This is a genomic window from Sphingobacterium sp. JUb56, assembly GCF_014191365.1.
Classification (GTDB): Bacteria; Bacteroidota; Bacteroidia; order Sphingobacteriales; family Sphingobacteriaceae; genus Sphingobacterium; species Sphingobacterium anhuiense.
Window position 1 is genome coordinate 350,063 of sequence record NZ_JACHWL010000002.1, and the last position, 24,765, is coordinate 374,827.

Annotated in this window: 20 protein-coding genes, 1 tRNA gene and 2 pseudogenes; 7 read left to right on the forward strand and 16 right to left on the reverse strand. The window is 37.1% G+C overall.

What is annotated here, in order from left to right; translation table 11 throughout:
- Positions 1-425: 425 nt before the first annotated feature.
- The 4 genes and pseudogenes from FHR29_RS20990 to FHR29_RS21000 form a co-directional block, all read right to left on the reverse strand.
- Positions 426-806: an immunoglobulin-like domain-containing protein gene (locus tag FHR29_RS20990; protein WP_183917081.1), complete on the reverse strand. Its 381-nt coding sequence runs from the start codon at positions 804-806 to the stop codon at positions 426-428.
- 722 nt (positions 807-1,528) lie between these two features.
- Positions 1,529-1,686: pseudogene (locus tag FHR29_RS26895) on the reverse strand (IS982 family transposase); the annotation flags it as partial.
- A 387-nt stretch (positions 1,687-2,073) separates the two neighbouring features.
- Entirely contained in the window at positions 2,074-4,590 is a 2,517-nt protein-coding gene (locus FHR29_RS20995; protein WP_183917083.1) for a tetratricopeptide repeat protein, read from the reverse strand.
- Positions 4,591-5,083: 493 nt separating this feature from the next.
- Positions 5,084-5,160 (reverse strand) — tRNA-Pro (locus FHR29_RS21000).
- Between the two features lie 342 nt (positions 5,161-5,502).
- Between FHR29_RS21000 and rplS the strand changes: the two genes are divergently transcribed.
- The 7 genes from rplS (at position 5,503) to FHR29_RS21035 (ending at position 14,050) form a co-directional block, all read left to right on the forward strand.
- Entirely contained in the window at positions 5,503-5,850 is a 348-nt protein-coding gene (gene rplS / locus FHR29_RS21005; RefSeq protein WP_021189535.1) for a 50S ribosomal protein L19, read from the forward strand.
- A 156-nt stretch (positions 5,851-6,006) separates the two neighbouring features.
- Positions 6,007-7,107, forward strand: coding sequence for a carbohydrate-binding family 9-like protein (locus FHR29_RS21010; protein WP_183917085.1), 1,101 nt, complete (start codon positions 6,007-6,009; stop codon positions 7,105-7,107).
- A 181-nt stretch (positions 7,108-7,288) separates the two neighbouring features.
- Complete coding sequence (locus FHR29_RS21015; protein ID WP_183917087.1) at positions 7,289-8,413, forward strand: acyltransferase; 1,125 nt, start codon at positions 7,289-7,291, stop codon at positions 8,411-8,413.
- 163 nt (positions 8,414-8,576) lie between these two features.
- Positions 8,577-10,211: a CTP synthase gene (locus FHR29_RS21020; protein ID WP_132770917.1), complete on the forward strand. Its 1,635-nt coding sequence runs from the start codon at positions 8,577-8,579 to the stop codon at positions 10,209-10,211.
- A 15-nt stretch (positions 10,212-10,226) separates the two neighbouring features.
- Entirely contained in the window at positions 10,227-12,038 is a 1,812-nt protein-coding gene (yidC, locus tag FHR29_RS21025; protein ID WP_183917089.1) for a membrane protein insertase YidC, read from the forward strand.
- 131 nt (positions 12,039-12,169) lie between these two features.
- Positions 12,170-12,958 (forward strand): META domain-containing protein, encoded by a 789-nt coding sequence (locus FHR29_RS21030; protein WP_221197911.1) that lies wholly within the window; start codon positions 12,170-12,172, stop codon positions 12,956-12,958.
- A 204-nt stretch (positions 12,959-13,162) separates the two neighbouring features.
- Positions 13,163-14,050 carry an AraC family transcriptional regulator gene (locus FHR29_RS21035; protein ID WP_183917091.1) on the forward strand — a complete coding sequence of 296 codons (888 nt, stop codon included), beginning with the start codon at positions 13,163-13,165 and terminating at the stop codon, positions 14,048-14,050.
- Here the strand turns inward: FHR29_RS21035 and FHR29_RS21040 are convergent.
- The 12 genes and pseudogenes from FHR29_RS21040 to FHR29_RS21095 all read right to left on the reverse strand — a co-directional run bounded on the left by FHR29_RS21040 (position 14,047) and on the right by FHR29_RS21095 (position 24,742).
- Positions 14,047-14,850, reverse strand: a complete 804-nt coding sequence (locus FHR29_RS21040) for a DUF2490 domain-containing protein (protein ID WP_183917093.1) — start codon at positions 14,848-14,850, stop codon at positions 14,047-14,049. The two genes, FHR29_RS21035 and FHR29_RS21040, sit on opposite strands and share 4 nt — an antisense overlap.
- A 110-nt stretch (positions 14,851-14,960) precedes the next feature.
- Positions 14,961-15,857 carry an urea transporter gene (locus tag FHR29_RS21045; RefSeq protein ID WP_021192444.1) on the reverse strand — a complete coding sequence of 299 codons (897 nt, stop codon included), beginning with the start codon at positions 15,855-15,857 and terminating at the stop codon, positions 14,961-14,963.
- Positions 15,858-15,907: 50 nt separating this feature from the next.
- Positions 15,908-16,699, reverse strand: a complete 792-nt coding sequence (locus FHR29_RS21050) for an urease accessory protein UreD (protein ID WP_183917095.1) — start codon at positions 16,697-16,699, stop codon at positions 15,908-15,910.
- Between the two features lies 1 nt (position 16,700).
- Positions 16,701-17,339 (reverse strand): urease accessory protein UreG, encoded by a 639-nt coding sequence (gene ureG / locus FHR29_RS21055; protein WP_045755017.1) that lies wholly within the window; start codon positions 17,337-17,339, stop codon positions 16,701-16,703.
- Positions 17,340-17,353: 14 nt separating this feature from the next.
- Entirely contained in the window at positions 17,354-18,043 is a 690-nt protein-coding gene (locus tag FHR29_RS21060) for an urease accessory protein UreF (RefSeq protein WP_183917097.1), read from the reverse strand.
- Between the two features lie 5 nt (positions 18,044-18,048).
- Positions 18,049-18,546, reverse strand: a complete 498-nt coding sequence (locus tag FHR29_RS21065) for an urease accessory protein UreE (RefSeq protein WP_183917099.1) — start codon at positions 18,544-18,546, stop codon at positions 18,049-18,051.
- Between the two features lie 2 nt (positions 18,547-18,548).
- Positions 18,549-19,139, reverse strand: a complete 591-nt coding sequence (locus FHR29_RS21070; RefSeq protein ID WP_183917101.1) for a hypothetical protein — start codon at positions 19,137-19,139, stop codon at positions 18,549-18,551.
- A gap of 61 nt (positions 19,140-19,200) precedes the next feature.
- Positions 19,201-20,922 carry an urease subunit alpha gene (gene ureC, locus FHR29_RS21075; RefSeq protein WP_021192448.1) on the reverse strand — a complete coding sequence of 574 codons (1,722 nt, stop codon included), beginning with the start codon at positions 20,920-20,922 and terminating at the stop codon, positions 19,201-19,203.
- Positions 20,923-20,987: 65 nt separating this feature from the next.
- Positions 20,988-21,293, reverse strand: a pseudogene (locus FHR29_RS21080) (urease subunit beta); the annotation flags it as partial.
- 21 nt (positions 21,294-21,314) lie between these two features.
- Positions 21,315-21,617 carry an urease subunit gamma gene (gene ureA, locus FHR29_RS21085; protein ID WP_021192450.1) on the reverse strand — a complete coding sequence of 101 codons (303 nt, stop codon included), beginning with the start codon at positions 21,615-21,617 and terminating at the stop codon, positions 21,315-21,317.
- Positions 21,618-21,793: 176 nt separating this feature from the next.
- Entirely contained in the window at positions 21,794-22,180 is a 387-nt protein-coding gene (locus tag FHR29_RS21090; RefSeq protein WP_183917103.1) for a hypothetical protein, read from the reverse strand.
- A 123-nt stretch (positions 22,181-22,303) separates the two neighbouring features.
- Positions 22,304-24,742, reverse strand: a complete 2,439-nt coding sequence (locus tag FHR29_RS21095; RefSeq protein ID WP_183917105.1) for a TonB-dependent receptor — start codon at positions 24,740-24,742, stop codon at positions 22,304-22,306.
- Between the last annotated feature and the right edge of the window lie 23 nt (positions 24,743-24,765).

The window sequence follows — 24,765 nt, forward strand, 5'->3', positions numbered from 1 at the left end:
GTACGATTGTTCTCCCATACCTAAACCTCCTTTTTTATTAAAGTTTTTCATTCTATATTCTATTAAAGATATTAGGACCCAGGATAAAAGGCACCTATAAGTTGTTTATAATCAAAAGTATAAGGGTTGCTTTTTTTAGCTACCTCAAATATAAAAATCCGATATAGCTTAAGCATCCTGCACTATCCTGACTGACAATAAAAAAGTAAAAGCAATTTGTTAAAAAGGGCTAATCAACGAAAGTAGAAGCATGTTTTTATAGAGAATCACCCATTTTCATTTCACAACAGGTAGATTGATGACATACTAAATATGGTTCTTTTAATGTCACAAATAGCCACATAAGATTTCTGTAGGGCTACATTAATCTTTTTGATGGATTCCATATTGTTACTTTAAGCTTATGTGGAGAAAAGATGGATAATCTATCGAATAGTTACTTGAGCAGTCTTTGACCCTTGTGAAGGTGCAACATAGGTAATATCCTCAAAAACCAGGTTTTTAACAAAGGGAACTACTTGCCACTTATCTCCTGCAAGTCTTTCGAAACTATAGAAGCTATCAATAATAAGTTCACTATCTAGAGGATTATCTACTATATATTTCAACATTTTATTTGCGTCATCTAGCTTAAATACATTGGGAGATCCCAATAGTTTTATTTCGCGCGATCTACCATTTGATTCCATACTATTACTTGTTAAAACTTCCTGTTTTAGGGAGTCACCTTTGTTTGCTCCTCCGGGATTTTGACAAGCCATAAATCTCAAGGTAACGACATACATCAAATATTGCACGTTAATCATAACAGTCCAGTTTTATTTTTAAAATCAATTTCTTGATATACTAAAAGTATTTAAAATAGTAGACGCTTTGGTATAGTAACTTGTCGAACCACTTGCTGCTATATAACCGGTCCAACACTATCAACTTCTGTGCTTATTTTTGTTACACAAACGTAGGTTCCTCTCTTTAATTTTTAGGTGCAGCAAACGAAGATCAGATGATTACCAAATTATAACTTTTAACATTACTTGTTCAGTGTTTGTTCAGTGCTTGCTCAGTGATTACTCAGTGTAGACTGTATCAATATTGACTGATTACTGTCTAAAAATTGATTAAAAATTGCTATTAGCTAAAATTTGGTATTAGGATGTTCCCGTTTTAATGTTTATCTTGATTATCTATAAACTAATCAGGTAATTATGGCAATCATCAAAAATGGCGTTAAGGGGACTGTTTCCGGGAAAGCAGGTTCTGTTGTGTTTGTCTTAAAGAAAACAGGAAATTATTTGCGTTCTCTTCGTCGCGTTAAAAAATGAGCACCTACACCTGAGTAACTACTGAGTAGAACACGCTTCAAAATTGTTAGGTCGCATATTAGTATGTTAAATCCCATTATCAATATTGGTTATAAGGCATACAGCTATCCTAAGCGGGCATATGATGTGGCGATGTCTTATCATTTGAACGAAACACTTAATACTTTTACTTGGTATAGAAATTTAGTAATAACCCGTTGTGCATTTTAAATAATACTGATTTTTAAATTATTGATATTTCTGATGAATATATTTTTGGCTATGTATTAAATGATGTTATAGCTATAATCTTGGTCAAGATTCTGGTTTTGAATCCATCGAAAGATTTAGCATAATTAAGCCTTATCATGAACTGATCACACATTTAATGAAGGTAAGCGTAATTGGATAGCAATGTTATAACAATATGCTAACTTAGCTATATGAAAAAGATAACTTTAATACCTTGTTTATTTTTGTTTCTATTTTTGTTTTCTTGCCAAAATGAAGCTAAAAAAAACAGTGATGTTGCTATACAGTGGCATTTGTAAACCTACTATTCACTTGCTATTCACTTTATAAGTCCTCATCGCACTTTCAATTTGACTTTCTTCTGTTATGTCAGGATATAAAAATAACTCGGCACCTGAATGCTATTCACACCGGACACTATTTTCAGTCCTACTGCTATTGGTCCTTTGGGAAACATAACTATACTTGTTACGTCTACCTTTAGAAACGAAATGAATTTTTTTTTATTCACAAGCGAAGGTTACTTATTGTTCAATTTCTGTAAACGTTCTTTTGCTGACGGGATGATATCATCTTTTTCTTCATAATTTTCAATTACACTTTCCAACGTACTCTTAGCCTGCAAAGCATTGCCTTTACGCGCATAGCTATCGGCAAGCAATAGGAAACTCTTGGCTTCCCAGTATGCATTTTCTTCCTCACTATTAATCACCTCAAAGGCAGTTTCAATGGCTTTGTCGTATTCCTTGTTATCATACTGCAGTTGCCCAACACGGTATCGCGCTTCTGCCCCAACCGCCTTTTGGCTCTTCAGAGCAGCCAGATTGAGTTCCTTCATGGCAGACACGATGTTCTTTTGTTGTAGCAATACCCTTCCACTGTATAAATGAGCTTTAGCAATTTCCTCCTGCGATGCGCCATCGTAATCCTTTATCAACTTCGCATACTTGGCCATCTGCTCCATGTCGCCGAGTTCAAAATAACACATCATCAGGTTACTTATTGCGTAACCATAGTTCTTTTTATACTCTGAATTGAGTTCCAATTTTTTGAGGTGCACAATTGCCTCGTTGTATTCTTTCAGGTCCAGATAGAGCGCAGCCACTGTCAGCAAGGTGTTTTCCGTATACTTACTTGTCCAGTCGTTCAGGATAATATTCAGATCGTGCAACGCCTCCTTTGGATGCCCGGTACGGTACGAACTCACCCCGCGGATGTAACGGGCATATTTTTCTTGTTTGGGCTTCGGAAATTTATCAAAATACGCATTGATGGCTTCCACGGAAGCTGCGTATTGCTGCTTGGCAAACAGAGATTGGGCTGCCTGAAAAGCCATATTATCTTGCTCCGCAGGACTCAGATTACTGACATTGGTGCCGATTGCGTAATGAATATAGCTCGTAGCGTCCCCTTGGTCTAGGTAGATGTTTTCAATAAAACGCATCGCTTGCTGTGCCTCATTGGTTTTGGAATATTTTTCCACAACACTTTTGAAAGTGGCTTTCGCCGCTTCGGAATCATCTTTATTATACTGCACGAGCCCTATGGTCATCAATGCGCGGGGCACATAGCTGCTGCGCGGGTACTTTTCGATCATCCGTTGCAAACCATCGATAGCGCGATCATAATCTCCCGTAGTGAAAGAGGTATAGGGGATCTCAAAGGCGGCGTCATCTGCATAGTTCGAAGCCGGAAATTGTTTCAAAACAGACTGCAGGATCTTTAGCTTGGTTTCATGGTCTCCCTGCAATCCAAAGATAACACCTCGTTGGAACAACGCATAGTCCTGATTGGAAGTTTTGCTGTTGATCAGCTGATCATAATAATGGTTGGCACGGTCGTAATTGCGCATGGACAAATACGAATCGCCCAAACGTGCGATTACGTCATGACGTATATTTTCATCTAACGAACTTCCCTCGACAGCCAAAAAGCGCTCAAAATAATCGGCCGACATACTAAAACTGTTATTTCTGAACGCGGCATAAGCCAGCCCATAATTTGCATAATTATATACGTCGGTATTTTTTGCAACAGGCAACCGTAAAAACCGGGAGAAGTTCTCTACCGCCTCCCCATATTTGCGCACTTCATACATCGCTTCCGCTTTCCAATAAGTAGCCAGCGCGGCCATTTTTGCATCGATCGGAAATTTTTCAGATCTCATGAATGTCGATATGCTATTTTCGAAAGCGCGCTCGTTATAAAACTCCAATCCGCGATAGTAAGTTGCTTTTTGATAAGTAGCATCGACTTCCCGCCCTCTATCTTTCAACGACTCCAACAGACTTACTCCAGTATGGAAGTTACTCGTCCCCAACAGGATTTGAGCCGATAATATTTCCGCACTTTCCTGTGCTTGAGCGCCTAGTTCACGACCCCCATATTCTTGAGCAATATATTTTTCCAGAACTTGCTGAGCGGCTTGGATGGAGTCCATTGCATACAAGATTTTGGCATAGTTAAATTGCGCATCTGCTTTCAATTGGGGGTCGAAATCTAGTCTCATCGCTTTGACAAATGCATTTCGTGCGCGTTGCTTATCGCCGGTTTCCAGTGCAATATGACCCAAAGTTATGATCGAACCCTGATAAAAGGCATCCGAAGCTTCCAGCGACTCCAAAATAGAGGCCGCTCTTGGATATTCACGTGCCTGGTAAGCCAGATAGCTGATACGGTAACTATCAATATTGCTGCGTGAAGCGTTTGGATGCTGTTTAAGCAATATAGTGTAATAAGCTTGTTTAAACGTCTTATTTGCAAAATAGGTAGCTGTGGCTATTTGACGTAGCTCCGTCTCAATGGCTTCCCGATTGATATGACTCATATCTGGGCTCCTGCGAACCTTTACGGCATCGGCCAGAACAGGTCGGTAGTCGCGTACGACATCAATGGAATCCATCGTTTGCACTTGCTCTGCATTTAGTTGCTCATTAAATTGTTGCTTCTCTACTTCCTGCCCATAACCCGTAACCACCAGAGCGGAAAGCATCCCGGTAAACAGGTATTTGAAGCCAATTATTTTTTTTAATATCATTATTCGTCCGTATTTCTGAGTTTTTCCAAACGTTCCTTTGCCGAGGAGGCAATAGTGTAATCTTCCTTAGCTAACAAGCCAAAACTAAATAATTCCAACCATATTGAGTAAATCGTCATGGAAAAAATTGAATCCTAAAAGTCAATTTATAGATCATCACCATCTCGTTTCCGCGATTTCCAATTTCTTTGATTGCTATCGGCAACTGAACTGACACAATAATGGAGCCAAGAAGACAGATCAAGGGAAAGAGATCACTTTGTGACAAACAGCATAAAAACGAATGTTAATTGTTGAGCATATTTCAAAAATCATAGATTAGTATAGAAAATGAGTAACCGAATTGGTCATTATCTATAGGTTTGAAGTTTCTCGATCGGGAGGCTAGAATACTTTAAACCAGTTGGTCACAAGCTTATTCCAAAAGATCCTGCGATTCGAATCTGCACGTAAACAAAAAAAGCCCTAACTTTCGTTAGAGCTTTTATTTTCTTGGTCGGGGTGGCAGGATTCGAACCTACGACCTCCACATCCCAAATGTGGCGCGATACCGGGCTACGCTACACCCCGAAAAGGTATCCCCTTTTGTTTACTGTGATGCAAATATACAGCGTTTTTTCAATCTGTCAAATATAATTTTAACATTATTAAATAAAAGCCTGATTTATTGAGAAATAAAATATCAGCATTCAATTCGATAGCATTTAAATTCACATCCTAACCTCGATGTGTAAAACTTTTTAAAATATATCGTGAGCAAGGGTCTAAATATTAAAAGTGTTTTTCTATCTTTGCAACAAACTAAGGCAGCTCAATATTTTTTGAAAAAAGTATTTCTTAAAGTAAAAAAAAAGCTGTAATATTGCATTCCGATTTTTACAGGCTAATAATCGTATTTAATTACTCATAATCATGGATTTAGTAAAATTTGTAGAAGAACAAGCGGTAATCAGAAATGAAGTTCCCGCATTTAAAGCAGGAGACACCATAAGCGTTCATTATAAAATTCGCGAGGGAAATAAAGAGCGTATCCAAATTTACCAAGGTGTGGTTATCCAATTGAACAGCGAAGGTGTTAATTCAACTTTCACTGTACGCAAAATTTCAAATGGCATTGGTGTGGAACGTATCTTCCCTATAAATTCGCCAAACATTGAAAAAATTGTAGTAAACAGCTACGGTAAAGTACGTCGCGCTAAATTATTTTATTTACGTGGTCTTACTGGTAAAGCTGCTCGTATTAAGTCTAAAAGAATCTAATTACGACTACACAAGTATAAAAAAAGGCATTGAATTCAGTTTCGATGCCTTTTTTTATTGCCATAAATCCCCAATATAGCAACATTTTCTTTACAAGTCAAAAACTTCTTCCATGCTAAATCTTTTTAGTTTATCTTATGACCTGAAAAGTATTATATGAACAAGTCTATTTTTACCCTCGTATTCCTGTGCTGTTTCCTGAACAGCTATGCACAAAATTCAATTCAAGATTTTTTAGCACTACAGTCCATTCCAAAAACATATCCGGTACTTAAAATCAGTGAACCGTTAATAATTGACGGTAAGGACGATGAAATTAGCTGGACAAAAGCAAAAACAATTAATAATTTTGAAGATATTCAAGGTGGCGAGCACAAAAAACCTTTGTATAAAACCGAAGTAAAAATGCTTTGGGATTCCACCTACCTATATGTGTACGCAAAACTGTATGAACCTCATATTTGGGCAGATATCTACAAGCACGATGAAATTGTTTATCTAAACAATGACTTTGAAATATTTTTAAAACCCAATTTATATCAAGCAGAATATTACGAAATAGAGGTCAATCCATTACATACCATTTTCGATCTTATGTTACCAAAACCATATCGATTCGGAGGACAGGCCATTACACATTGGGATGTTAAAAATCTAAAATCCGCAGTACATATCAACGGCACCCTTAATAATCCCCAGGATATAGATGCATACTGGTCTGTTGAATTTGCAATTCCACATCAATCATTATATGCTTTCGGTAAATCATCAATGCCTAAAGCAAATGATTACTGGTTATGTAATTTTTCACGTGTACAATGGCAACATGAAATCACAAATAATCATTACAGTAGAAAAAAAGAAAATAATAAGCCTTTAGCTGAAGACAATTGGGTATGGTCACCGATCGGTTTAATTAATATGCATTATCCAGAAAGATGGGGATATATACAATTTGTAGAACAAGCGAAAAAGCAGGAACCAACGCTTCCAAATAGTTATGCCGTAACTAAACTAGCTTGGAATATTCATTATTTACAACAATTGTTTAAAAAGGAAAATCGTCGATATAGCGATCAATTAACGAAACTTTCATTATATAATCAATACCTATTACCCGCTTTGAAAGATTATCAGGTCACTTTGGAACTAAATAAAGACAAACAAAGTTATAGTATGAAGATCAGGGATAAACAGTCAAAAAAAATTCAAGTATCCTTAGATCATAGAGGTAACTTTGATCTTTACAACCAGTAACTCCACCATAGCTTATCTGAACGTTTGCATCAATCCAAAAAAAAATACTATTCATACAACATTTATTTGAGCTGATAGAGTAATCCGGCTCAAATAAATAATATTTTAATACTATAACAATAATTTGTAGAAACAAAATAACGCAGAAAAATAAACTAATATTGCTATTTTTACAGCAACAATGTATAAGAACATATCTTTTTTTCCAAATCTAAATGCGTTCCGTTTTTTTGCCGCACTCCTCGTTCTATTTCACCATGGAGAAGTGATTCGCACAAAAAATGATTTCATCACCTATGAACATTTTAGTTTTTTTCAAAATGGAACTACTGCTGTCAAATTTTTCTTTGTCTTAAGTGGTTTCCTCATCAGTTATTTGTTACTGAAAGAACAAGATCAGAAAAAGACAATATCCATTAAAAATTTCTACCTGAAAAGAGTCATTCGCATCTGGCCTTTATATTTTTTATTAGTCGCCATAGGCATAGTTATCTTCCCTTTTCTATTTCAGGTCTTACATATTAACTATTCATTCCCATATACCATAGGACAGGTCTGGCTGTTATTTGTTTTATTTTTACCCAGTATCGTCACCTTTACCTATGGCTCACATCTCCTAGAGCCCCTATGGTCTATCGGCGTTGAAGAATGGTTTTACATCATTTGGGCACCCCTATTTAAATGGATAGACAACAAATTTGCACTTATTATAGGTATATTTTTACTTAAAATCCTATTACTGATACTATGTTTTAACAACATCATTACAAACGTACTTGTTGTGCATCTTATCAAAACTTTTGCTTTCGAATCAATGGCAATCGGTGCACTGGGAGCTTATTTTCTATACCACACCAACATAAACTTACTGGCTTGGTACAAAAAATATGCAACGGTCAATTACCTTTTATTAGCCGTATTATTTTCAACCTTATTCTTCCGAAGTACATGTATAGCATTTATTGGATCAAATATTTTTGATCATTGGATCTTTTCATACATCATCCTAAATGCACTCTTTCTCAATCTCATTCTTTTTATCGGTATCAGATTAAATACAAAATCATTTTTCAACAATACTTTTTTAGACTACGGAGGCAAAATCTCCTATGGAATTTACATGTATCATATGATCGTGATCTTTGCCGTTATTCATTTAGCGAAAAAACATTTACTAACACTTGATCCCTACTTAAGTTTTCTGATTTTCTACAGTTTAGTTATAGCAGGTACATTTATAACAGCACATTTATCAAAAAAATACTTTGAAGATTTTTTCATGAAGTTTAGATCTAAATTGAATTAGCAAAGGTCAAACCCCGTGCAAGCGTCATGTCAAAAAATTAGCATTTTAAAATTAAAGACAAAAAAAAACGTCGTCTTCCACAAATATTCTTATCTTTGTATCCCGTACATAAAGCAGATATTTAGGCCATTTTAGGCCTTATATTTTGAAATCCATTATTGATATGACTAAATATATTTTTGTTACGGGCGGCGTTACTTCGTCGTTAGGGAAGGGTATTATTGCATCCTCTCTTGCTAAACTTCTCCAAGCACGTGGCTACAAGGTTACGATTCAAAAATTTGACCCTTACATTAACATTGATCCAGGAACATTAAATCCATATGAGCATGGTGAGTGTTACGTAACGGAAGATGGTGCTGAAACAGACCTTGATTTAGGCTATTACGAACGTTTCTTAAACGTACCTACTTCACAAGCTAATAACGTGACGACAGGTCGTATTTATCAATCTGTTATTCAAAAAGAACGCGCAGGTGAATATTTAGGAAAAACAGTTCAAGTTGTTCCTCATATCACAGATGAGATCAAAAACCGTATGCGTTTATTAGGTGAAACAGGAAAATATGATATTGTCATAACAGAATTAGGTGGTACAGTAGGTGATATCGAATCTTTACCTTTTATCGAAGCAGTTCGTCAGTTAAGATGGGAATTAGGCACTCATGATTCTGTAGTTATTCACTTAACATTAGTACCTTACTTAGCAGCAGCTGGTGAATTAAAAACAAAACCAACACAACATTCTGTTAAAACATTATTAGAATACGGTATCCAACCTGATATTTTAGTTTGTCGTACAGAACATAAATTGACGCAAGAAATTCGCAAAAAATTAGCATTATTTTGTAATGTCAATATTAATGCTGTTGTAGAATCGATTGATGCTCCTACTATTTATGACGTTCCTTTAAATATGTTGAAAGAACAATTAGACAAGACTGTCCTTGCTAAATTGAAACTTTCGAATAAGAATGAACCAGATTTAGATAGCTGGAAAGCATTTTTAGGAAAATTAAAAAATCCTACTAATGAAGTAAATATCGGATTAGTCGGTAAATATGTTGAATTACCAGATGCATATAAATCTATAGTCGAAAGTTTTATCCACGCCGGAGCGGCCAATGAATGTAAAGTAAAATTACAATATATTGCCGCGGAAAGTGTAAATGATCAAAATGTCCAAGACAAGTTGAGCGAAATGGATGGCGTACTTGTTGCTCCTGGTTTTGGTGAACGTGGATTAGACGGTAAGTTAGCCGCTATTAAATATATACGTGAAAACAATATTCCTTTCTTTGGAATTTGTTTAGGCATGCAGTGTTCAGTAATTGAATTTGGCCGTAATGTATTGGGATTAAAAGATGCAAATAGTACGGAAATGAATCCAGATACACCACATCCAGTGATCAACTTAATGGAAGATCAAAAAAACATCACTAACATGGGCGGTACAATGCGATTAGGTGCGTACGATTGTGATATCAAAAAAGGTACAAAAGCATTCAATATATACGGAAAAACAAGAATCTCCGAACGTCACCGTCACCGTTATGAGTTCAATAATGCTTATTTAGAGCAATATGAAGCAGCTGGAATGATTACTTCAGGAATCAACCCAACTTCAGGATTAGTAGAAATTGTAGAGTTGAAAAACCATCCTTTTTTCGTAGCAGGACAATTTCATCCAGAATTAAAGTCAACTGTTGCAAATCCTCACCCACTTTTTGTTAGCTTTGTAGCCGCTGCTTTGTCGAATAAGAAAAATAAGATACAAAAGCAGGAAACAATTAAGTAAGTTTAATTTAAAAAAATGGATAGAAATACCCTTATTGGTTTACTTCTGATGTTCGGAATTATAGCCGGTTCATTTTACTTAATGAAACCGTCCGACGTAGAAATAAAAAAAGAACAAGTTCTACAAGATTCGTTAGCACGTGTTAAAAAAGGTTTAGCACCTTTAACAGACTCGACAAAAGCGAATACACGACTAGGAGCAACACAAGAGGCCAAGCCTCTTGATTCTGCAGCATTAAAACTTCCTTTTGGAGCCGCAAAATTTGGAACAGAAAAAATCATTACAGTAGAAAATGATAAAATCATTGCTAAAATAAGCTCTAAAGGCGGTCGTGTAAAATCTGTACAATTAAAAGGTGAAACAAATTTTAATGGTAAACCATTAGTATTGTTTGAAGGTGACCACAATAGATTTGGATTGAAATTTAATGTCGCTGGTGAAAATATCAATACCAACGATTTGTTCTTTACTTCTGAAGATGCTGATGTAAAGATAACAGGCGAAGATTCAAAATCAATTAAATTACAATTAGCTTATGGAGCTGATCAGTATATTGAATACGTATATACCATCAAAGGTAATGGTTTCAATCTAGGTCTTGATATCAACACAAAAGGTATTCAAAACAAGATCGATCAAAAAACAATTGCTTTAGATTGGGAAACGATTTTACTACAGAAAGAACAAAACATTGATTCTGAACGTCAAAAATCTACCATCTATTATAAAGAAGCAGGTAATGTAGACCATTTGTCAGAAGCAAAAGATGAAGAAAAAGAGCTAAAAGAAAAAGTAGAATGGATTGCATTCAAGCAACACTATTTCTCAAACATTCTTTCAAGCAAAACAGGATTCACTACAGCAGATGTAAATGTAAAAACAACAATCGAATCCGATGTTGTTAAACTTTATGCAGCTACAGCACGTCTTGATTATGCAACTCAAAAAGACAACAGTTATTCATTAAACTTCTTTTTTGGACCTAATCAATACAAAACCCTTAAAGCAGAAGGTCATGATTTTCATAAAATCATTAATATGGGATGGGGACCAATGCGTTGGATTAACCAATTTATTACAGTACCTGTATTTGATTTCTTAGACAATTTCCATTTGAGTTATGGTATAGTTATCCTTGTTCTGACATTATTGTTAAAACTGGTATTATCACCATTAACATACAAATCTTACCTATCAATGGCTAAAATGCGTGTATTGAAACCGCAATTAGATGAAATCAAAGCTAAAGTAGGTGAAGACAATGCAGTATTGTTACAGCAAGAACAGATGAAATTGTATAAAACAGCTGGAGTAAACCCATTGGGAGGTTGTCTTCCATTGGTATTACAAATGCCATTTACAATTGCTTTCTTCTACTTCTTCCCGAATTTATTCGAGCTGAGAGGTGAAAGCTTCTTGTTTATGAAAGATATGTCAACATACGATACCTTATTCTCATTCGCACCGATTTTCGGAGTGAATCACGTATCATTGATGTGCGTATTAATGACTTTAACAACATTATTGACCACTTGGTACAACAATGCGACTTCAGGAGCTACAGGACAAATGAAATACATTGGTTACATTATGCCTTTAATTTTCTTTTTCGTCTTGAATAGTTTCCCTGCAGGATTAAACTATTATTACTTCTTAAGTGCAATCCTAACATTCTTAACACAGTTGATCATCCGTTCAATGGTTAATGATGATAAGATCTTAGCGAAATTAGAAGACAATAAAAAGAATCCAAAGGTGCAAAAGAAATCGTCATTCCAATCAAGAATGGAAGAAGCGATGCGTCAAGCACAACAAAATAAAAAATAACAGCAATTCTATAGTGCTGATTAAAAGAGGAAACCCGAATAGGTTTCCTCTTTTTTTGTATAAAATGTAGCATTCACTCAAACCAAACGTTCTAATTATTGTTAAACAATCATATCAAAAAAAGATAAAAGATGAAATTTAATCAGATTTTAATCATGGCAACGCTGATCGTAGGATTAAGCAGTTGTTCAGTTTTCAAAAAAAATACGAACAAAGAGCATTCGACTACCGAAACTATGCAGCTAAAAGGAAACAAGTGGCAACTGATCGAAGTTGATGGAAAAACAGTACCAGCGCAAGTAAACGGCCGTGTCCCCTTCTTACAATTTGAAGACGATAGATATGCTGCGAATGCAGGTTGTAATACTTTAGGTGGAGCAGTAAATATCACAGGAAAAAACAAAATTAAATTTGAACAAGGTATTTCCACAATGATGGCTTGTCCTGAGTTCGAGATAGAACAGGCGTTATCAAAAAACATTATAGCAGTAGATACCTACACAATAGAAGGAGAAGTATTGAGTTTAAAAAAAGGTGGAAAAACATTAGCTAAATTTACGCTTATCAAAGCAGAAAAAGGTGAGCAAGCACTAGCAGGTACATGGGAATTAGATTATGTATCTGGACCACGTATTGCATTTGAAGGTCTATATCCAAATAAAAAGCCTACGATCAGCTTTGATTTGACAGCAAAAAAAGTATCTGGAAATAGTAGTTGCAATAATTACAATGGAACTTTCAAAACCGAAAACAACCACATTAGTTTTGGTCCACTAGCATCTACTAAAATGGCCTGCGAAGGTTCAGGAGAAAGTGTATACTTCAGCACGCTGGAGAAAATCACTTCCTTCGATGTCAATGGAAATACATTGACTCTGATTATGGGCGATATTGCGATGATGCGATTCCAAAAAAAATAATAACAATAAAAGATTAAAACTAAACATAAAAAAAGCTCCAAACCGGAGCTTTTTTTTATGTGATAATATGAAGAAAAATTCCAGTTAAAAACAAATTTTATCGATAGGATTACACTGTAAATTAGGTCGCTAAATCGTATATTTGTACATACACAATCTCTTTCATCAACATCACATGAAAAGGTTTTTTAGAGAAATAGCACTATGAAATCGTCGATTAAGATTATCAACAATTACGAATACAAAAAGCTTTTTTTGCCTGATGTAACAGATCATAATCTATTCAATGAAAGCAAAATACAGGTATACCGCATCGAAAATTACCTACGAAGTATTCTCATGCCTGTCATTCCTTACCGTACTACTTTCAATTTCCTAATCTTTGTTACCAAAGGAACTTTAACACAACATCTGGAATCAGGAGCATACACTCTAGCTGAAAATCAAGTGATTAATGTCAAGCAGGGAAATATTACAGCTACATTGGCGATTTCAGATGATGCCGAAGGTTTTTTTGTCGTTTATGAAAACGAAATTGTTACCGATATTGAATTAGGCATCAATGATATCCGATTTTTCAATTCACATCCCTTTACCCCCCTGTCAGAGCATGTCTCGGTATGGATTCAAAAAATGCTTGAACTCTTGGAAGAAGAGCTTTTTACCGAAGGAAAGGTTATGGAGATCTGTGTATCGATGCTACAATGTGTACTGTTAAAAATAATTAAAACAGATTACGAAGTAAAAGCACCGATGAGTAGACAATTGGATATTGCATTTCGATTTAGAGAATTCGTACAAAAATTTCACACAGATCACAAGAATGTTTTATTCTATGCCAACTTATTGCATATATCCGAAAACTACCTCAACAAATGTGTGAAGGAAGCAACCAATAAGCCTCCTAAACAGTGGATCAATGAAATCAGCATACTACATAGTCAAATTTTATTACAGGACGCTACAAGAGATATTGCAGGCATTGCATTCGAAATGAAATATAAATCCCCATCCTACTTTACACGTTTATTCAAGAAAGTCACCGGTTATTCACCCAGTGATTATCGTAAACACAAATTTCTTTCCGATTAATGCTTCTTTTTATAAGGCAGATTCCAAATCAGATCAACAGCAAGATAATGAACACCAAAGTCCGCTTGACTATAGCCTTTAATTAAATCGCTCATATAGCCTACATCAAGGTGCAAGGGAGTATTCGGAATATCCGTCATGTAATATAAAGCCAAACGCGCTTCCTTATAAGCAAATTTTGACCATTCATCTTTCGGCTCATACATTTTACTTACTGCAAACAGGCCTTCAGCACTGAACGCAAGTTCCTGTTTATTTTTATTAGAGAGTTTCAGATTCATCTGTGTTTTGAGCCTTGTCCGCAATTGAAAATTCTCCTCTGCTTTATTAAAATCCGCAGTAAAAAATTTACGAAATTCCTGTCTGACTGTATTTTTCCATTTCCAGCGCTCACCGAATCTGAAAGTATAAGCATAGCGGCCATACAAGCGAAACTCCTGCTCTACCCCTTCACCATGATAAGGAGCATCTGCATCATATACATTTTGACGACGATAGCTCAAAGCATAACTATATTGCTGGTTCTTAGCAAACTTGTGATATACCTCGTGATTGAGGACAAAAATAGCTTGTTTATGAAAAGGGTTTGAATCATCAGGTGTACTTTTGGTTCCTAGGCCGAGGTAAGTCAAAGCTTCTTTCGTACCAGTACTATCCAGTTGTCTTTTAAGACCAATGGCAGACCAAGAAGCCGTTTTTGCTTTTCCCAATCCAGGAGGACTAATCTGAGCATGAAGTAATAAAAATGGACTGATAACAAGGAAGAGTAAGGATAATATTTTATAAAGAGTATTTTTCATTGATTATATAGTTTTTTTATGACCACTGTTCTATTATATACCTGTACAAACTGATCAATGGCCACTTGACCATTGATCAGTAGTTTGTATAGCAGATCAGTTTTAGTGTTTTAAGACAATCTGCTTTTAAAAGTTTCTTCAAACCGCCCCACGATCCATTTATCCAGACGTTTAACAGGTTCCATTGCCCACATAGCCACTACAAACGGAAAAGTCAATGTCGTCCAACCATAGTGCACAAGCACATGATCACAATAAGTAGCAATCACGACAGCAATAAGGACATATAATCCATCTCGCACACGAGTACCGCTTAAAGCAATGCCACAGAGTACAGCATTAAAGCTAAACGTTCCGTTGCTGATCATAGTTTCCGATTCATGACCATAATGAGATAGGTAAATGCTGATAATCACAGCTGCGAAAGCATAAAGTGCAGCCATCGGATTGCTCATAAATACCCCAAGGAAAAAGATCAATCCCGCAATCAGGCTTCCTTGAAAGATCACTTGCCCGAAAGCATGTCCCTCGATCAAGAAATCATCCATTTCTTGGATATCAACAAAATGTTGTGATACAGTAGGCATTGCAAGCTGTGGGATACTCAGGATATACAGTGAAATCCAGGTAACAGCTATGAAAGGAAAAGTAAAAGCAGGTAAATTTCTTTTGAGCGCAAAACCCATCATAAGAGTGGTTAACATGGAACCAAGAATCAATGTCATCCAGATCCAGATATTCGCTTCAAAGTAAAAAACAAGCGCTACACCAAACAAAGAAGCATTAAAACCAAATAATCCATTATCAATATGATCTTCATCATATTTCAGTATTTTAGCTGTTGCAACCCCTACAACATTAGCCAATATACCCGCAAAGCCCATTAAGGTCGAGTCATATAAAATAGCACCAATAAATAATATGCCTGTCCAAGCATTACCTTGCAACATGATCTGTCCGAAACCTCTAAAAAAAGCTTTTATATAAGCTAAAACTTGATCCCTCATTTTGAGATAAATTGATAAGATAAGACTAAAATATAGTCTCATTAAAATGATTAAATAAGGAGTTCAGCATCCCACAGTTCCTGCTGGATCTCCTGAAAAATAGTAAACAACTGTTCGGCACCATAACCCAATATTCGGATCATAAACCCATCATGCTGAAGCGCACTGATTCCAAATTCGATATCCGTGACATGTTCATACTGTTGATGGAATTTTTCAATCCAGTCCCCAACAGCTTTCCCAGCAGTATTGAGATAAATAAATGTTCCCTGATGGGTAAAACCTTCCAATATCCCGATATCCTGTATCGGCATTTTGTCGGGTTGCAGCAGCACATTATCTTTCAATATCAATCGACCATCCACATAACATTGAGTCAGATTCTGAAAATGATTATACTCAAAAACCTCTCCCGACAGTTTCCGTCCACAAGTCACAATATCACTCAAGATGAGGTGACAGTTCTTTTGCATGTGGATAATATTATGGCTGAGAAAATGAGAAGAATTTTGAGGAACAATAGGGTGCGGAACAAAAGAAAACACCGCACCTTCGCCGAGCGTCACTTCCGTTTTTTGTACCGATTTACCTTTCATATGAAAAAGACGCTGATACGCTTGAGTCTGCAATTGCAATTTAGCACCAGGATCTATCGTAATTTGGATACGATGATCATCACCATCCAATAACCCCGGTGATGAGCTCATAATCATCAAGTATGCCCCTTTATCCCTCCTGTATTGTCCTACTGGAACAATACGAAAAGGCTGTGTGACATAAGCATCCTTGAGATAAGACTTTCCTTCACGATGGGCAACGTTGATATTTAAAGAACAGATCATATTAACGCAATAAATTAGGTTCAGCTACATCATGCAGCAATGCATATTTTTTGATCCATCCAATGATTTCATCCAATCCCGTTCCTGTCTTCAAATTCGAAAATAAAAACGGTGCCCCTTTTCGCATTTTCCGAGCATCATGCTCCATCACCTCCAGACTGGCACCAACATAAGGAGCCAAATCCATCTTATTGATCAACAATAAATCTGATCGGGTAATCGCCGGTCCACCTTTACGGGGCATCTTTTCACCCTCACCCACATCGATCACAAAAATGGTAATATCCGCGAGATCAGGACTATAAGTTGAAGTCAAATTATCACCGCCACTCTCAATCAAGATCAATTCAAGATCTGGAAAGCGTTCAGCAAGTTCTTCCACAGCCTCTAGATTCATGCTCGCATCCTCACGGATAGCCGTATGCGGACAGCCACCTGTCTCTACTCCAATAATACGATCAGGAGACAACGTACTGTTTTTAGCCATGTATTCCGCATCCTCCTTCGTATAAATATCATTGGTAATAACCGCTAGATTCAATTCATGTTTCAAACGTTTACATAAACACTCCAACAGTGCAGTTTTTCCAGATCCAACCGGACCACCCACACCAATCTTAACATATTTTCTATTTTCCATTTGTTCGTATTTAATTAAGAAATGTAAACCCGTGTGTACAACCGTTCATGTTGCATACACCGGATATCAAATCCAACATTACATAGACCGATCAGATCACGATCCACCTCCAGAGTCTCATCACATAAAGTCATCAGATCATCGTGCAGATAAAATAAGATATCCTGCCCATCCAACTGCCCAAGAGGCACCAATTTTACCGCATTGGTCACCATCGTGATTGCAGCATTATAATAGTAACCATGCAGAGCCTCACGAATTGGAATATCCAAAAGTGCTGCCAACATACCGTACACCAAACAATAATGACTATCCACCTTTTTCTGTTTAATCAATTCACCCCAGGAAATCAATATCGGTTGCTCTTGATACCGTGAAAAAATCTTATACAAGCGCACTCCCAGTTTCTTACTTGCTTCACGGATTTCCTTCGGACTCTTCAATGCCGTACATTCCTCATCCAAAGACCGCAACAGATCGATATCAAGATTTCGGGTAGCATCATAAGCAAGGCGCATCAAAGCCGCATCATTATACTTCAAGTTATACCACAAATTGTGTCTGACGTACGACTCAGCAGTAGCTTTATTATGCACGATCTCCTTTTGAACATAGGTTTCCAATCCATTCGAATGGGTAAACCCACCGATTGGTAACGTCGGATCTGACAAATGAAGAAGCTTGCCTAGAAATTTATTTTCCATATATTTTATGCTTTAATAAATAAAGGGATACCCTTTGTCGAAAATTTGAGTTCACGATGATAATTTGCATCGACATTAGCATTCAACTGACTTAGTAACTGACGAGAAGCAAGCGTGTAGGGAATCCCCTGCTTATTCAGCCAGGTTTGCATCGTTCGCTCAAAAGGAATCAGCAATTCGTTCCCCTCAATAAATAGAGGCAAATGCTTATTTCCTATTTCACAACTAATAAAAGCAATCTCCAAAAAATTCAACGATTCTATACAGATCACATCACAACTACGAATAGCAATCACAACAATTTTGTCAGCATCCTCATACAGAATATCCCCATTATGCAATTGAGAAGTATTTCCCAATAATTTAAAGGCGATATCCATGCCCTCCTCCGTACGCAAACGTTGAATACGTTTCGTAGATTCGTACCATTCAATAATGAGCAGATCACAGCGCTTATTGACCACCTCATTTTTGATATTCCTTGTGATTTCTGTAATAATCATTATTATCCCTTAATAAATAAATTTTTTGATATCCCTAGACCAACCGTAGAACCATTGATTCCAGTGATAATTTCATGATCATTTGCGATAGAAGCATCTTTACTGTGTTTTTTCTTATAAGAAAGCTCTGCAACTTTTGCTTTAAGTGCCCAACCTTTACCTAAACTAATACCAACCAGAGGATAGGCTCTCAGTAAGTAACCGTTATAGTTACCATCAGCCATCACATTAGCAGCATTGACAACATGCTCATTTCCCCATATATAATGAGCCTCAACCTGACCAATTAAATTAAAATGTTTACCTAGAGGCCAAGTATTGCTGTAAAATGGTCCGACCTCATGAAAATGATCAGTAAAATCCAATGCCTTATTTTTCGAAGTATTGAAACCATAGTTCAGCCCCACATTCATATTATCATTAAAAAAATAACCGACCCCCAGTGGTGCCGCACTTAGCTGATGACCTGCTTCAGTTTCATGGTAATTAAATGAACCATAAAGCATAACACCACCTTTTTGTGCGTAGGCAGATTGTATCGAAAAGCATGCTATTGCTAAACAGCTTGCTAAAAATAGTTTCAAATTTTTCATTATTATTTATTCACAATTTATGGTGTGACCTAGTGTCACACCATAAAAATTAGCGATCATATTAAAACAAGAAATACAATTGTCCCAAAGCAACCTTATCAATCGGTTCACATTTGATCACCTCACCATCGACACTTACTTCATAGTTTTCTGGATTAACGATGATTTCTGGAGTAGCATCATTGTGAATCATATCTTTTTTGGAGATATTACGGCAGTTTTCCACAGGTAGTAATGTTTTACTCAATCCGTACTCCTCTTTGATTCCTTTTTCAATCGAAATTTTAGAAACAAAGTTGAAACAAGTCTCTGTCAATGCTTTACCATAACCACCATACATCGTACGCAAGATGATCGGTTGAGGCGTAGGAATAGATGCATTGGCATCTCCCATTTTCGAAGCGATAATCATTCCGCCCTTAATGATCATTTCAGGCTTAGCACCAAACAAAGCAGGACGCCAGATCACCATATCCGCTATTTTACCCTGTTCTATAGAACCAACGTATTTAGAGATACCGTGTGCTATCGCAGGATTGATCGTATATTTAGCAACATAACGTCTAGCTCTAAAGTTATCATTTCCTGTACCCTCATCTTCCGGAAGTGCACCAGTCTGTTTCTTCATCTTATCAGCAGTTTGCCATGTTCTCGTAATGACCTCACCTACACGGCCCATTGCTTGAGAATCCGAACTCATGATACTGAAAACACCTCGATCTTGTAGAATATCTTCCGCAGCAATCGTTTCAGGACGAATACGGGAATCCGCAAAAGCAACATCTTCAGGAATATCTTTACTTAAATGGTGACAGACCATCAACATATCCAGATGTTCATCAATCGTATTTTTAGTAAACGGACGAGTCGGGTTTGTAGACGCAGGCAATACGTTCGGGTACATCGCCGATTTAATGATATCTGGGGCATGACCACCACCAGCACCTTCAGTATGGAAGGTATGAATGACGCGACCATTGATCGCTGCCATAGTATCTTCTAAAAATCCAGCTTCATTCAACGTATCCGTATGAATTGCGACTTGTACATCATATTGATCAGCCACAGAAAGTGCACGGTCGATAGTCGCAGGAGTAGCGCCCCAATCCTCATGAATTTTCACTCCCAGTACACCAGCCTCGATCTGCTCCACGATCGGTTGTTCTGTCCCCACATTACCTTTACCGAAAAAACCAAAATTCATAGGCAAAGCTTCAACAGCCTGCATCATTTTACGGATATTCCATTTCCCTGGTGTTACCGTTGTCGCATTCGTACCATCAGCAGGTCCAGTACCACCACCGATCATAGTCGTAATACCACTGTATAAAGCAGTTTCCGTCTGTGTAGGGCTGATGTAGTGAATATGTGTATCAATACCTCCTGGAGTAACAATAAATCCAGCACCACCATGAACTTCCGTCGAAGCACCAATAATCATATTTGGTGTGATATTATCCATCGTATCGGGATTACCCGCACGACCTACACCAACAATTTTTCCATCTTTGATCCCGATATCACCTTTTACAATACCCCAGTGATCAATGATAATCGCATCTGTGATCACTAAATCCAATGTACCTTCATCACGCGTATGCACCGAAGACTGACACATACCATCACGAATAGTTTTACCGCCTCCAAACTTTGCCTCATCACCATAGTATGCATAATCTTTTTCAACTTCAATGATGATTTCTGTATCTCCTAAGCGAACTTTATCTCCCCCTGTAGGTCCAAATATCGCCGCGTAATTTAATCTACTAACCTTTAAGCTCATGATTTTTTATTTTTAAAGCCATTTGCATCTGCTTTTTTCAAAGCGTTCATTTTTCCTACCTCTGTTTCAGTATCGCCATTCACCAGATCGTTGTGACCATATACTCTTCTCGCTCCAGCATAAGGAACCAATTCTACAATCTTGGACTCCCCAGGTTCAAAACGAACAGCAGTACTCGCGATAATATTTAAGCGCTTCCCAAAGGCTAATGCGCGATCAAATTCCATCATTTTATTGACCTCAAAAAAATGATAATGGGAGCCCACCTGAATCGGTCTATCTCCCGTATTGACAACTGTCAATGTTGTTACTTCTCTACCTTCATTACAGATGATATCGCCATCTTGAATGAAATATTCTCCAGGAATCATATTTTCAATGTTCTTATTAAATTAACGAATAGGATTATGTACCGTTACCAATTTGGTACCATCAGGAAAAGTTGCCTCGATCTGTATATCGTGAATCATCTCAGGCACACCCTGCATCACATCTTCACGGGTCAACAAAGTCGCCCCATACTGCATCAGTTCTGCAACAGTCCGACCATCTCGTGCACCTTCCATAAGTTCACTGCTGATATACGCAATAGACTCCGGATAATTTAATTTGACACCTCTGGCCATACGCTTTTTTGCGAGTTCACCAGCTACATGAAGCAACAGCTTCTCAGTCTCTCTAGGTAATAAATGCATCTAATTACTATTTTATATTAACTTATATGTAAGAATTATATTACTATTGTTTGATCCACAACGAAATCTTTTGATGTTTATAACAAACAAAAAAACATGCAGATAACGCCCGAAAGTTTATGGCACAACCTTACCGGTCTGCATAACTTTTGGCAGAAGAAGAAATTATATTAAAATTAAATTGGAATTTTGATACACTTGAATAGTATGTATCGCGGATTGAGGATTACTCCTATGTGTTCAGTTGGGAAACTAAAATCCTGCTTCCTATCATACATTACCCCCATTGCCGATAGCCAAACCGGAATAATAGTAAAATAAAGCAATTGATCCGGCTCATTGAGTTCTTGCGGATCGTTACACTCCCATGCATCGAGCATACCTGAAAACAGCGTCAAATGATGGACATTGGAACTGATTTCAGGTAACTCAAATGATGAATAATCTGTTGATAAAAACTTTACCTGTTTCGAAACACTAACCTTCTGATGTAAATGCGTATTCCCTTTGGCCGTAACCAAAGCAAACAGCATTACAAAAAGTGTCAATATATTCCGAAACATTACTTTCATTTTCATCTAAATTTCCAAGACAAAAGTACCAACTAAAACAAGTTTTAAATAGCACAAATCTTGAATAAAATAGTCTATATTATATCTTAAACTAAGATTTAGCTCTTTTTTTCATTAAAAAGCATAACCTAATGAAACCATCACGTTGCGCGGTGCTCCAGGAAATGCACGTGTATAATCAAAGCCACCCAAAAAGTAATACTTATCAAACACATTATTGACATTAACAGCCATCTTCAATGCACCGATATGGTAATATACCGCAGCATTCACGGTAGTATAAGAAGGCCAGTAACCCCACATCGCTTGACCATCACTATCTTTACCAATACTATTATCCATACGACGGCTATCCACATAATAAGCCCCTGCACCAAAACCAAGGCCTTTCAAAGCATGTTGTGAAAACACATATTTTAACCAAGCACTTGCCATATTTTTAGGAGCTCCCGGTAATGATTGTCCAACCTCAGAAGCGATCGATGATGCTTTCACATCAGTATGATTATAAGTATAGTTTGCCATAATCTGAAATTCTTTGGTCAACTGCCCACGAAGATCCAGTTCAATACCCTCAGAAATTGCTTTTCCAGATTGTCGATATTCAGAAAAACCAGAATCTAATATCACACCAGTTGCGATCATCATATTTTGACGCTCGATACGGAATAAGGAAAGATCCATCTGAAGCTGGTCTTTAAAAAAACCAGTTTTAAAGCCAGTTTCCAATTGAAAACTACGTTCCGGAACAAAAGGTTTATCTGCACCATAATCTTGGTAATTCTGAATAAAACTTGCACCTACCGGGACGAAACCCTGAGAATAGCTCGCAAAATAGTTGATCTGCTTATTCAATTCGTACGTTAATCCCGCTCTAGGTAGCCAGGCATTTTGTGTAGCATGATAACGCTTCTGCCCGTCGATAGTCTCGGAAGCATAATGCTCGTGACGTAATCCTACGATAACTTTAAGTTTATCAGCAATCGACATCTGATCTTGTATATATTTTCCTGTAGTTTTATAAGGACTTAAAAATGGATAAGCTACATGCTCTCGCCAGACGTAAGAAGTTAGATCATGAGTCGTATAAGTTGGATTGTTCAAATCAAATGTCAGAGGTACAACCTGTCCGTTCACCGTCTTTTGTCTAGCTTCTCGCAACTGATTTTCCTGATCACCTCTGTACTCCGCAAAATCAACTCCCGCTACGATGTGATGATCTACCACAGCACCATAATGATCCCATTTAAAATAACCAACGACATTATCCGTATAATCTTTACCATGACGATCAAAAAAACGCATGTTCATGATCGTATTTTTAGGAGCATCAGCAAATGTATTCAACGTCCGATGTTCATTGACATCTTCTTCATAAACAGATTTCATATAGCTCAAGTGAAAGCTTAAATTCTCCGTAAGCTGTTGGGACAACCTACCGCTCAGTGAAAATGTCTTCGAATTATAGAAATCGGAAGGTTGGCTTAACGTAAATGATCGAGGTAAAGCATAAAAATCATTTGCTTTAATTCCCATCCCACGATCGAGATAACCATTAAATTGGTTATAAACCACATCAACATCCACCTGCGTACCGACTGCTGGTTTAAAAGTAAAAGATGGTGCAACAAGAATTCTTTTTTGACGATTGACATCACGGAAAGTTTTCGTATCCTCATAACCCGCATTGAAACGGTACAAAACACGCTTAGCGCTATCCAAAGGCCCTCCCAGATCCAGTGTTGTACGCATAGTCTGAAAACTTCCAGATGCAAAACCGATATTCCCCTTAAAAGTGTCCAAAGGTTTCTTTGTGGTCATATTAACCGTACCACCTGGCACCACATCACCAAACAAAGAAGCTCCCGGACCTTTCAAGACTTCAAGACTTTCCAGGTTCAATGTCAATGGTGTATTGTAGTAACTATTACCATAACCATAGCCCGAACGTAAACCATTGACCAAACGCACACCGGTTTCATATCCACTTTTAAAACCACGGATAACCACATCATCATAAGAAGAAGCTTCCGTCACTCCTGCCAGATCCTGAAACAATGCACCTGTCGTAAAAGCTTGCTTATCTTCGATAAACTCCCGGCTTAAAACAGAAACAGATTGTGGTAGATTCTTTAATTTCCCAGAAAACTTACCCCCCAATTCCAGATCATTGGTGAGATAAGATTTGTTACGTCTCCCTGTGATCAACACCTCATCCAAAGTTCTATTATCTTTAATCAAGACAAGAGATATTCCTTTTTTTACATTCCAGTTACTCGCCGAAAGTGTTATTTTTTGATCAATATAACCAATTGCAGAAGCATGGATGACAATGGGAAAATTAATCGCTTCAGAAAAAGTAAATTCCCCTGACTCGTTGGAAGTTGTCACCTGCTTTGAACTGTTTATTGTCAATGTTACGCCAGAGACGATATCTCCAACCTCATCATAAGTTTTTCCAAAAATTGGTGTACTATTCTGCGCATGTACAGCCACTGGGGAAACAGTACCTAAGGCTATTGCAAAAGCCAAGGTCTTTATATTATATTTCATTGGAATACAATTATCTATTGTTT

Bases quoted from the DNA above. Each gene is read 5' to 3' on its own strand.
- FHR29_RS21015 (WP_183917087.1), top strand. From the start codon at position 7,289: ATGTATAAGAACATATCTTTTTTTCCAAATCTAAATGCGTTCCGTTTT.
- FHR29_RS21010 (WP_183917085.1), top strand. From the start codon at position 6,007: ATGAACAAGTCTATTTTTACCCTCGTATTCCTGTGCTGTTTCCTGAAC.
- FHR29_RS21065 (WP_183917099.1), bottom strand. From the start codon at position 18,546: ATGATTATTACAGAAATCACAAGGAATATCAAAAATGAGGTGGTCAAT.
- FHR29_RS21020 (WP_132770917.1), top strand. From the start codon at position 8,577: ATGACTAAATATATTTTTGTTACGGGCGGCGTTACTTCGTCGTTAGGG.
- ureC (WP_021192448.1), bottom strand. From the start codon at position 20,922: ATGAGCTTAAAGGTTAGTAGATTAAATTACGCGGCGATATTTGGACCT.
- FHR29_RS21060 (WP_183917097.1), bottom strand. From the start codon at position 18,043: ATGGAAAATAAATTTCTAGGCAAGCTTCTTCATTTGTCAGATCCGACG.
- FHR29_RS21045 (WP_021192444.1), bottom strand. From the start codon at position 15,857: ATGAGGGATCAAGTTTTAGCTTATATAAAAGCTTTTTTTAGAGGTTTC.
- rplS (WP_021189535.1), top strand. From the start codon at position 5,503: ATGGATTTAGTAAAATTTGTAGAAGAACAAGCGGTAATCAGAAATGAA.
- FHR29_RS21035 (WP_183917091.1), top strand. From the start codon at position 13,163: ATGAAATCGTCGATTAAGATTATCAACAATTACGAATACAAAAAGCTT.
- FHR29_RS20995 (WP_183917083.1), bottom strand. From the start codon at position 4,590: ATGATATTAAAAAAAATAATTGGCTTCAAATACCTGTTTACCGGGATG.
- yidC (WP_183917089.1), top strand. From the start codon at position 10,227: ATGGATAGAAATACCCTTATTGGTTTACTTCTGATGTTCGGAATTATA.
- FHR29_RS21095 (WP_183917105.1), bottom strand. From the start codon at position 24,742: ATGAAATATAATATAAAGACCTTGGCTTTTGCAATAGCCTTAGGTACT.
- FHR29_RS21070 (WP_183917101.1), bottom strand. From the start codon at position 19,139: ATGAAAAATTTGAAACTATTTTTAGCAAGCTGTTTAGCAATAGCATGC.
- FHR29_RS21040 (WP_183917093.1), bottom strand. From the start codon at position 14,850: ATGAAAAATACTCTTTATAAAATATTATCCTTACTCTTCCTTGTTATC.
- FHR29_RS21090 (WP_183917103.1), bottom strand. From the start codon at position 22,180: ATGTTTCGGAATATATTGACACTTTTTGTAATGCTGTTTGCTTTGGTT.
- FHR29_RS21030 (WP_221197911.1), top strand. From the start codon at position 12,170: ATGAAATTTAATCAGATTTTAATCATGGCAACGCTGATCGTAGGATTA.
- ureG (WP_045755017.1), bottom strand. From the start codon at position 17,339: ATGGAAAATAGAAAATATGTTAAGATTGGTGTGGGTGGTCCGGTTGGA.
- FHR29_RS20990 (WP_183917081.1), bottom strand. From the start codon at position 806: ATGATTAACGTGCAATATTTGATGTATGTCGTTACCTTGAGATTTATG.
- FHR29_RS21050 (WP_183917095.1), bottom strand. From the start codon at position 16,699: ATGATCTGTTCTTTAAATATCAACGTTGCCCATCGTGAAGGAAAGTCT.
- ureA (WP_021192450.1), bottom strand. From the start codon at position 21,617: ATGCATTTATTACCTAGAGAGACTGAGAAGCTGTTGCTTCATGTAGCT.